We start from the raw sequence: 10,327 nt of genomic DNA, 5'->3' as shown, positions 1-10,327 counted from the left end.
ATCGTATAAGATCTCTATTTCTATGTGTCAAATTGGTTTTGAGAATCAGGATGATTAGATAAATTGAAAATGATCTTTTGCATCTTCTCATATTTCAACATAGCCCGCAGTTTCAACTGCGGGATGCATTAGTTAGGTATTTTGCATTGTGTTCCTGCGGTTGAAACCGCAGGTTATATTTTGATTATTAGGTAGTATAAGATCTCTATTTCTATGTGTCAAATTGGTTTTGAGAATCAGGATGCTTAGATAAATTGAAAACGATCTTTTGAATCTTCTCATATTTCAACATAGCCCGCAGTTTCAACTGCGGGATGCATTAGTTAGGGTGTTTTGTATTGTGTTCCTGCGGTTAAACTAGAGGTTATCTTCGGATTATTTGATCGTATAAGATCTCTATTTCTATGTGTCAAATTGGTTTTGAGAATCAGGATGCTTAGATAAATTGAAAATGATCTTTTGAATCTTCTCATATTTCAGCATAGCCCGCAGTTTCAACTGCGGGATGCATTAGTTAGGGTATTTTGCATTGCGTTCCTGCGGTTAAAACTGCAGGTTATCTTCGGATTATTTGATTGTATAAGATCTCTATTTCTATGTGTCAAATTGGTTTTGAGAATCAGGATGATTAGATAAATTGAAAACGATCTTTTGAATCTTCACATATTTCAACATAGCCCGCAGTTTCAACTGCGGGATGCATTAGTTAGGGTGTTTTGTATTGTGTTCCTGCGGTTGAAACCGCAGGTTATATTTTGATTATTAGGTAGTATAAGATCTCTATTTTTCTGTTTCTAACCCGGCAGTTTTTTAAAATCCGTCGGGTTTATATTTTAAAAAATGAGTATTCGGAAGGTTTTATCGAGACCTTTTTGGGGTATTTAATAGTATAAAAAGAAGTTGTTAATTACCACTTATTACGTAGTTCGACCAATTATTACATCAATCTGCCTTTTGTAACAAATGGATTATGGATACACTAGTGGTAGGGTAGTTTTGTGCAAAATTTCAACGTGCCACAGTGCACGGATTTAACTGTATAAAACCCAATAAGAATGGCAATTAACATTAGATTATTTAAAGTATTACTTATTTTGTTATACTTAATACCTTTTGCGGGGTATTCTCAGGTAACTATCACGGCTACCGCGACTGATGCGGTTTGTGTAGGAGATGGAACAATTAGCATAAATGTTACTAATGCTACAGGACCTATCATTTATGCTGTGGCAAAATTGCCATTTGATGAAGCTACTGTGATCAGGTCAATTGATCCATTAATTACGCATTTGGCGAGGGGTGACTACTACTACGGTTATTATAATGGGACTACCTTTGTTAGAGCAACGAACCCAATAAGTGTAGGAGGGGCTTATACCACAGTTTCCCCTACGATCACATATTTTGCCGGGTTTAATTACACGTATTGCGGTACCGATCCGGATCCTTTAGGTACTATTAGAGTTGGTATGGCAGGAGTAAATCCGCCTTATACGATAAGCCTTTTCAGAGCCTCGGATAACAGTGAAGTCCAAAAAATAACAACAGCCGCTACTTCCTCTTATGATTTTAAAAATGTGCTTCCCGGAACCTATAGAGTAGAATTAACGGACAATTGCGGAGTAAAGACCGCTAGTATCAATACTGTTACACTTGCTGCCAATGTAAAGTTTACTTCTGATAACATAACGATGAGTTCTGGTAGTTTAGAGATAATTTACAATACTCCCGGAGATGTTTGTTCCGGTATTGCAAGCGCTTCTTATAGGGGCGGGTTTGCTTACACTCAGTCTATCTCGCCCGCGCTCTTTAGTGCCGTTACTCGAGATTCTTTTTCATATAAATTGGAAATACAAAATGGAGCTGATTGGGATGTATATGATAATTTAACTTATACACAGGTTATTGGACGTTTTTCACTACCCACCGATCGATCTAAATGGGGACTCGTTCGTTTGACAGCTAGCTATTGCGGAGTTTCAAAAACAGTGACAATGGATTATGGAGCCTCCAGTCAGGGTAAAGTAGAAGCTCTTAAACTTTCAAGTTTTAGAATTGCGGATGATCCGGCAAATACAAATTGTGGTACGACCGGAAAAGTTTTCATAACTGCTTATGGTAGTGGAGGATGTGCGCCTTATACAGTGCAGGTGACCGATACGGCTACTAATACGACTCAAAGTTATACTAGTACTGGAACTAATACTACTGTTGATTTTTTGGTAGATATTGGCCAAACTTATACTTTTAAACTGACGGACAGGAGCGGAGCAGAAGCGCCAGACTATCGCTTTCTTAATGTTACATCAAATCCAAACAAGCCGCTGCCTGCTGTAACAGGTCCTAATAATGTCTTTATAGATCCTGTTTATTTTACTCCGGCACCAATCGATCAAAAAAGTCAGATACGTTTTTATCGCAGACCCAGTGGTACTAATTTTGGTAAGTCGGCCTTAGCAGTGTACACCCCTGGTTTACAGGGAATAGTTACTGTGAGCCTGGTAAACGGCCCTTCGCCATTAACAGTGACTGCCAGAACGGGACACTCTATTTTAGGTGAAAATTTAAATCAGGGGAATTACAAAATCAGGGTACAGGATTCGGGCTGTTTTGATGAGGTATTTGATGTGGTGCTGAATTGTTACTTTTCTCAAATCGAAATTACATCCATCTCGTCAACGCTCTCTGCGACAGCCTGCGACCGATATGTAAAAAGGGTAGGGGTTAGGGTTTCTATGGTTGGTACGGCAGATTCTTTTTCATCTATTTCTGACCCTTTTTCACGTCACGTTATATACGTACGCACAGTTTCCGGCCCGGTATCCGGAACTGGTTCTGCAGGGTCCTCAGGTTCTCTTAACGACCTTTTAAGAGAGGGAACTTACGAGTTTGTTTATCCTGATCAAACCTATGGTACTTACGAAATAGGCCTTTCGAGAAATCTTCTTCCAGGTGGTTTTTTAACTACCGCCAATTTATGGGAAGGCACGACAACAAAGACGATAGAAATCAAAACCAATTTTCCGGTTTTTGATTTATCTCAATCCGGAGGTATAATTTGTAGCGGAAATACAACCGGTGATCTTTATACCAAAGTAAATAACGTAGACGCTACTGCTACTTATTTTTTAAAGAAGGATACTGACACTAATTTTCCCGCAACGGGGCAGACTGATTTGGTATTTAGAGGACTCACGGCAGGTAATTATGTGGTAAGAGCAAGAACGAATTGTTATGATGTTGAGCAGCCCCTAATTTTAAGGGTACCCTCTTCTCTATTAATAGCCGGTAACTCGTCTTATTATTGTAAAGGCGAAAGTTTAAAACTTGGTCTAAATCCAATGGGGCCTATTGCTTCTATTAAATGGACATTGCCGGATGGCAGTACTTTGAACACAACCGAATTGGCATTGGATAATTTAACGACAGCTCAAAGCGGTTTGTATAAAGTCGAGTTAAATACCTTAGGCGGATGTTATTTTACCGAATCTGTAAACATTACAGTTAATGATCCACAAACACCAACAGGAGCTTCAAATCAGGAATTTTGTACAGTAAACAATGCAACTGTTGCCAATTTGTCGACCACAGAATCAAATGTAATTTGGTACGATGCCGCTACAGCAGGCAATGTAATCAGTTCGACAACGGCTTTAGAAAACAATAAGATCTATTATGGTTCGCTGAAAGAGAGAAATTGTGAAAGTCCAACGCGATTGGCTGTGACAGTTACTTTAAGTGATCCTAAAACACCAACAGGAACTTCAAGTCAGGAATTCTGTAAAGTTGACAATAAAAAAGTTGCTGATTTAGTAACAACAGAATCAAATGTAACATGGTATGACGCCGCTACAGGAGGAAATGTAGTGTCGCCGACAACTATTTTAGAAAACAATAAAATTTATTACGGTTCTCTAAAAGTAGGTACTTGTGAAAGTCCAACGAGATTGGCTGTAACGGTTACTTTGAGCGATCCTAAAACACCGACAGGAACTTCAATTCAGGAATTTTGTAAGGTACGTAATGCTACAGTTGCTGATTTATTGACTACAGAATCAAATGTAACATGGTTTGATGCTGGAACTGGAGGCAATGTAATCAGTTCGACAACGGCTTTAGAAAATAATAAAGTGTATTACGGATCTCTAAAAGCAGGTATTTGTGAAAGTCCAACAAGATTGGCGGTAACGGTTACTTTGAGTGATCCAAAAACGCCAACAACGGCAAATACAATACAAGAATTTTGTAAAGTAAATAATTCAACTGTTGCTGATTTAGTAACAACAGAATCAAATGTAACATGGTATGACGCCGCGACAGGAGGAAATGTAGTGGTGCCGACAACTATTTTAGAAAACAATAAAATTTATTACGGATCTTCAAAATTAGATACGTGCGAAAGCCCAACAAGATTGGCGGTAACGGTTACCTTAAGGGATCCAAAAACGCCAACGACAAATCAAACCACACAGGAATTCTGTAAAATAGACAATAAGAAAGTTTCTGATTTGGCTACCACTGAATCAGGAGTGACTTGGTACGATGCGGCAACAGCAGGAAATGTTGTACCATCAACTCAGGCACTAACTGATGGGACAATTTATTACGGTTCTCTAAAAGTAGGAACTTGCGAAAGCCCAACAAGATTGGCGGTAACAGTTACTTTGAGCGATCCAAAAACGCCAACTACAAATCAAACTACTCAGGAATTCTGTAAAGTGGATAATAAGAAAGTTTCTGATTTGGTTACAACCGAATCAGGAGTGACTTGGTACGATGCAGCAACAGCAGGAAATGTTATTGCCTCAACAACTGTTTTAGAAAATAACAAAATCTATTATGGTTCTCTAAAAGTGGGTACTTGCGAGAGCCCAACAAGATTGGCGGTAACAGTTACTTTGAGTGATCCAAAAACGCCAACGACAGCCAATACTACACAGGAATTCTGTAAAGTGGATAATAAGAAAGTTTCTGATTTGGCTACGACTGAATCAGGAGTGACTTGGTACGATGCTGCAACAGCAGGAAATGCAATCGCTTCAACAGCAGTTTTAGAAAATAACAAAATCTATTATGGTTCTCTAAAAGTTGGTACTTGCGAGAGTCCAACGAGATTGGCCGTAACGGTTACTTTGAGTGATCCAAAAACACCAACTACAAATCAAACCACACAGGAATTCTGTAAAATAGACAATAAGAAAGTTTCTGATTTGGCTACAACAGAATCAGGAGTGACTTGGTACGATGCGGCAACAGCAGGAAATGTTATCGCTTCAACAACCGCTTTAGAAAACAATAAAGTGTATTACGGTTCGCTAAAAGTAGGAACGTGCGAAAGCCCAACAAGATTGGCGGTGACAGTTACTTTGAGTGATCCTCAAACACCAACGACAGCCAATACCACACAGGAATTCTGTAAAGTGGATAATAAAAAAGTTTCTGATTTGGCTACGACAGAAAGTGGTGTAACATGGTATGATGCTGCCACAGCAGGAAATGTTGTACCATCAACGGCAATATTAACCAACGGAACGGTTTATTATGGTTCTCTAAAAGTTGGTACTTGCGAAAGCCCAACAAGATTGGCGGTAACGGTTACTTTGAGTGATCCTCAAACGCCAACGACAAATCAAACTACTCAGGAATTCTGTAAAGTGGATAATAAGAAAGTTTCTGATTTGGTTACGACTGAATCAGGAGTGACATGGTATGATGCGGCAACAGCAGGAAATGTTGTACCATCAACTCAGGCACTAACCGATGGAACAATCTATTACGGTTCTCTAAAAGCAGGAACCTGCGAGAGTCCGACGAGATTGGCTGTAACGGTTACTTTGAGTGATCCTCAAACGCCAACTACAAATCAAACTACTCAGGAATTCTGTAGAATAGATAATAAAAAAGTGTCTGATTTGGCTACAACAGAATCAGGAGTGACTTGGTATGACGCTGCCACAGCAGGAAATATTGTACCATCAACGACAACATTAACCAATGGAACGGTTTATTATGGTTCATTAAAAGTTGGCACTTGCGAAAGCCCAACAAGATTGGCGGTGACAGTTACCTTAAGTGATCCAAAAACGCCAACTACAAATCAAACTACTCAGGAATTCTGTAAAATAGACAATAAGAAAGTGTCTGATTTGGCTACCACCGAATCAGGAGTGACTTGGTATGACGCTGCCACAGCAGGAAATATTGTACTATCAACGGCAATATTAACCAACGGAACGGTTTATTATGGTTCTCTAAAAGTTGGTACTTGCGAGAGCCCAACAAGATTGGCTGTAACGGTTACTTTGAGTGATCCGCAAACGCCAACGACAAATCAAACTACTCAGGAATTCTGTAAAATAGACAATAAGAAGGTATCTGATTTGGCTACGACAGAAAGTGGTGTAACATGGTATGATGCTGCCACAGCAGGAAATATTGTACCATCAACTCAGGCACTAACCGATGGAACGGTTTATTATGGTTCATTAAAAGTTGGCACTTGCGAGAGCCCGACGAGATTGGCGGTAACAGTTACTTTGAGTGATCCTCAAACACCAACGACTGTCAATACCACACAGGAATTCTGCAAAGTGGATAATAAGAAAGTTTCTGATTTGGCTACGACTGAATCAGGAGTGACTTGGTACGATGCTGCCACAGCAGGAAATATTATCGCTTCAACAGCAGTTTTAGAAAATAACAAAATCTATTATGGTTCTCTAAAAGTTGGCACTTGCGAGAGTCCAACAAGATTGGCTGTAACAGTTACTTTGAGTGATCCTCAAACGCCAACGACAGCCAATACTACACAGGAATTCTGTAAAGTGGATAATATGAAAGTTTCTGATTTGGCTACGACTGAATCAGGAGTGACTTGGTACGATGCGGCAACAGCAGGAACTGCAATCGCTTCGACAGCAGTCTTAGAAAATAACAAAATCTATTACGGTTCGCTAAAAGTTGGTACTTGCGAGAGCCCGACAAGATTGGCTGTAACAGTTACTTTGAGTGATCCTCAAACGCCAACGACTGCCAATACCACACAGGAATTCTGTAAAGTGGATAATAAAAAAGTTGCTGATTTGGCTACGACTGAATCGGGAGTGACTTGGTACGATGCTGCCACAGCAGGAAATGCAATCGCTTCGACAGCAGTTTTAGAAAATAACAAAATCTATTACGGTTCTCTAAAAGTTGGAACTTGTGAAAGCCCAACAAGATTGGCGGTAACAGTTACTTTGAGCGATCCAAAAACGCCAACAACTGCCAATACTACACAGGAATTCTGTAAAGTGGATAATAAAAAAGTTGCTGATTTGGCTACAACAGAATCTGGAGTGACTTGGTACGATGCGGCAACAGTAGGAAATATTGTACCATCAACGACAATATTAACCAATGGAACGGTTTATTACGGTTCATTAAAAGTTGGTACTTGCGAAAGCCCGACAAGATTGGCTGTAACGGTTACTTTGAGCGATCCAAAAACACCAACGACAGCCAATACCACACAGGAATTCTGTAAAATAGACAACAAAAGAGTTGCTGATTTGGCTACAACAGAATCAGGAGTGACGTGGTACGATGCTGTAACAGCAGGAAATGTTGTACCATCAACTCAGGCACTAATCGATGGAACAATCTATTACGGTTCTCTAAAAGTAGGAACCTGCGAAAGCCCAACAAGATTGGCTGTAACAGTTACTTTGAGCGATCCTCAAACACCAACGACCAGCAAAACCACACAGGAATTCTGTAAAGTGGATAATAAGAAAGTTGCTGATTTGGCTACGACAGAATCAGGAGTGACTTGGTATGACGCTGCCACAGCAGGAACTGCAATCGCTTCAACAACTGTTTTAGAAAATAATAAAATCTATTACGGTTCTCTAAAAGTTGGAACGTGCGAAAGTCCAACAAGATTGGCGGTAACAGTTACTTTGAGCGATCCTCAAACGCCAACGACAAATCAAACGACACAGGAATTCTGTAAAGTGGATAATATGAAAGTTTCTGATTTGGCTACGACTGAATCAGGAGTGACTTGGTACGATGCTGCAACAGCAGGAAATATTGTACCATCAACGACAACATTAACCAACGGAACGGTTTATTACGGTTCATTAAAAGTAGGAACATGCGAAAGCCCAACAAGATTGGCGGTAACGGTTACTTTGAGCGATCCTCAAACGCCAACAACTGCCAATACTGCACAGGAATTCTGTAAAATAGACAATAAGAAGGTATCTGATTTGGCTACGACTGAATCAGGAGTGACTTGGTACGATGCTGCCACAGCAGGAAATGTTGTACCATCAACGACAACATTAACCAATGGAACGGTTTATTACGGTTCGCTAAAAGTTGGCACTTGCGAGAGTCCAACGAGATTGGCTGTAACGGTTACTTTAAGTGATCCTCAAACGCCAACGACAGCCAATACCACACAGGAATTCTGTAAAATAGACAATAAAAAAGTTGCTGATTTGGCTACCACTGAATCAGGAGTGACGTGGTATGATGCTGTAACGGCAGGAAATATTGTACCATCAACGACAATATTAACCAACGGAACGGTTTATTACGGTTCATTAAAAGTAGGAACATGCGAAAGCCCAACAAGATTGGCTGTAACGGTTACTTTGAGTGATCCTCATACGCCAACAACTGCCAATACCACACAGGAATTCTGTAAAATAGACAATAAGAAAGTTTCTGATTTGGCTACGACAGAAAGTGGTGTAACATGGTATGATGCTGCCACAGCAGGAAATGTTATCGCTTCGACAGCAGTTTTAGAAAATAATAAAGTGTATTATGGTTCTCTAAAAGTAGGAACTTGCGAAAGCCCAACAAGATTGGCTGTAACGGTTACTTTGAGTGATCCTCAAACGCCAACAACTGCCAATACCACACAGGAATTCTGTAAAGTGGATAACAAAAAAGTTTCTGATTTGGCTACGACTGAATCAGGAGTGACTTGGTACGATGCGGCAACAGCAGGAAATGTTGTACCATCAACGACAACATTAACCAACGGAATGGTTTATTACGGTTCTCTAAAAGTTGGTACTTGCGAGAGTCCAACGAGATTGGCGGTAACGGTTACTTTGAGTGATCCTCAAACACCAACAACTGCCAATACCACACAGGAATTCTGTAAAGTGGATAATAAAAAAGTTTCTGATTTGGCTACCACTGAACCAGGAGTGACGTGGTACGATGCTGTAACAGCAGGAAATGTTATCGCTTCGACAACCGCTTTAGAAAACAATAAAGTGTATTACGGTTCATTAAAAGTAGGTACTTGCGAGAGCCCAACAAGATTGGCTGTAACGGTTACTTTGAGTGATCCGCAAACGCCAACGACAAATCAAACGACACAGGAATTCTGTAAAGTGGATAATAAAAAAGTTTCTGATTTGGCTACCACTGAATCAGGAGTGACTTGGTACGATGCTGCAACAGCAGGAAATGTTATCGCTTCAACAACCGCTTTAGAAAACAATAAAGTGTATTACGGTTCTCTAAAAGTAGGAACTTGCGAAAGCCCGACAAGATTGGCGGTGACAGTTACTTTGAGCGATCCAAAAACACCAACAACTGCCAATACCATACAGGAATTTTGTAAAACGGATAATAAAACAGCAGGAGATTTAATCACCAATGAATCAGGAGTGACTTGGTACGATGCTGCGACAGGAGGCAACAAAGTAGATCCGTCTACACTTTTGGAACACAATAAGGACTATTATGGTTCATTAAAAGAAGGCGCTTGTGAGAGTCCGATACGTCTGGAGGTAAAAGTGATTGTAAAAAGTTGTACACCGGAGCCTGCGCCAAACTGGAATGGTAACGGTTGTGCTTTTGATGAAACAACTTACAAGGTACTTAGTGGAATGTCAAATTATAATTGGTTTGTTTCTAAAGAAGGTACTATCGTTGCGGGAGGACAGCTAACAGACGATTACATAACTGTTCTATGGAATAGTGTAGGGAAAGCGATTGTAAAAGTGGACTATATTGATGTGTCGAAATTCGATCCTTTGGTATCTGTAGATTTCCCTGTAACGATTAATTCCTGTTCGGATATTGGTTTGAAAAAGGTAGTAGATAATGCTAATCCGTTTATCGGAAAAGAGGTTGTCTTTACGATTACAGCAGAGAATTTTGGAACTAACCAAGCTAAGGATATAACGATTAGCGAAGCACTTCCTTCGGGATATGCTTATGTAGCTTCGGAAGCTTCTGCGGGAAAATATAATCCAACTAGTGGAATATGGACAATACCAGTATTGCAATCAAAGGAAAGTCAGACTTTAAAGGT

Annotated in this window: 1 protein-coding gene; it reads left to right on the top strand. The window is 40.0% G+C overall.

Annotated elements, in window-relative coordinates; all coding sequences use genetic code 11:
- Positions 1-1,055: 1,055 nt before the first annotated feature.
- A partial coding sequence (locus FLA105534_RS01045) for an Ig-like domain-containing protein (protein WP_173964193.1) occupies positions 1,056-10,327 on the top strand: 9,272 nt, incomplete at its 3' end.

This window comes from Flavobacterium collinsii (assembly GCF_902804485.1).
In the GTDB taxonomy this organism is placed as follows: Bacteria; Bacteroidota; Bacteroidia; order Flavobacteriales; family Flavobacteriaceae; genus Flavobacterium; species Flavobacterium collinsii.
Note: the sequence above shows the minus strand (reverse complement) of the source record. Positions and strands in the feature narration are given on the sequence as shown.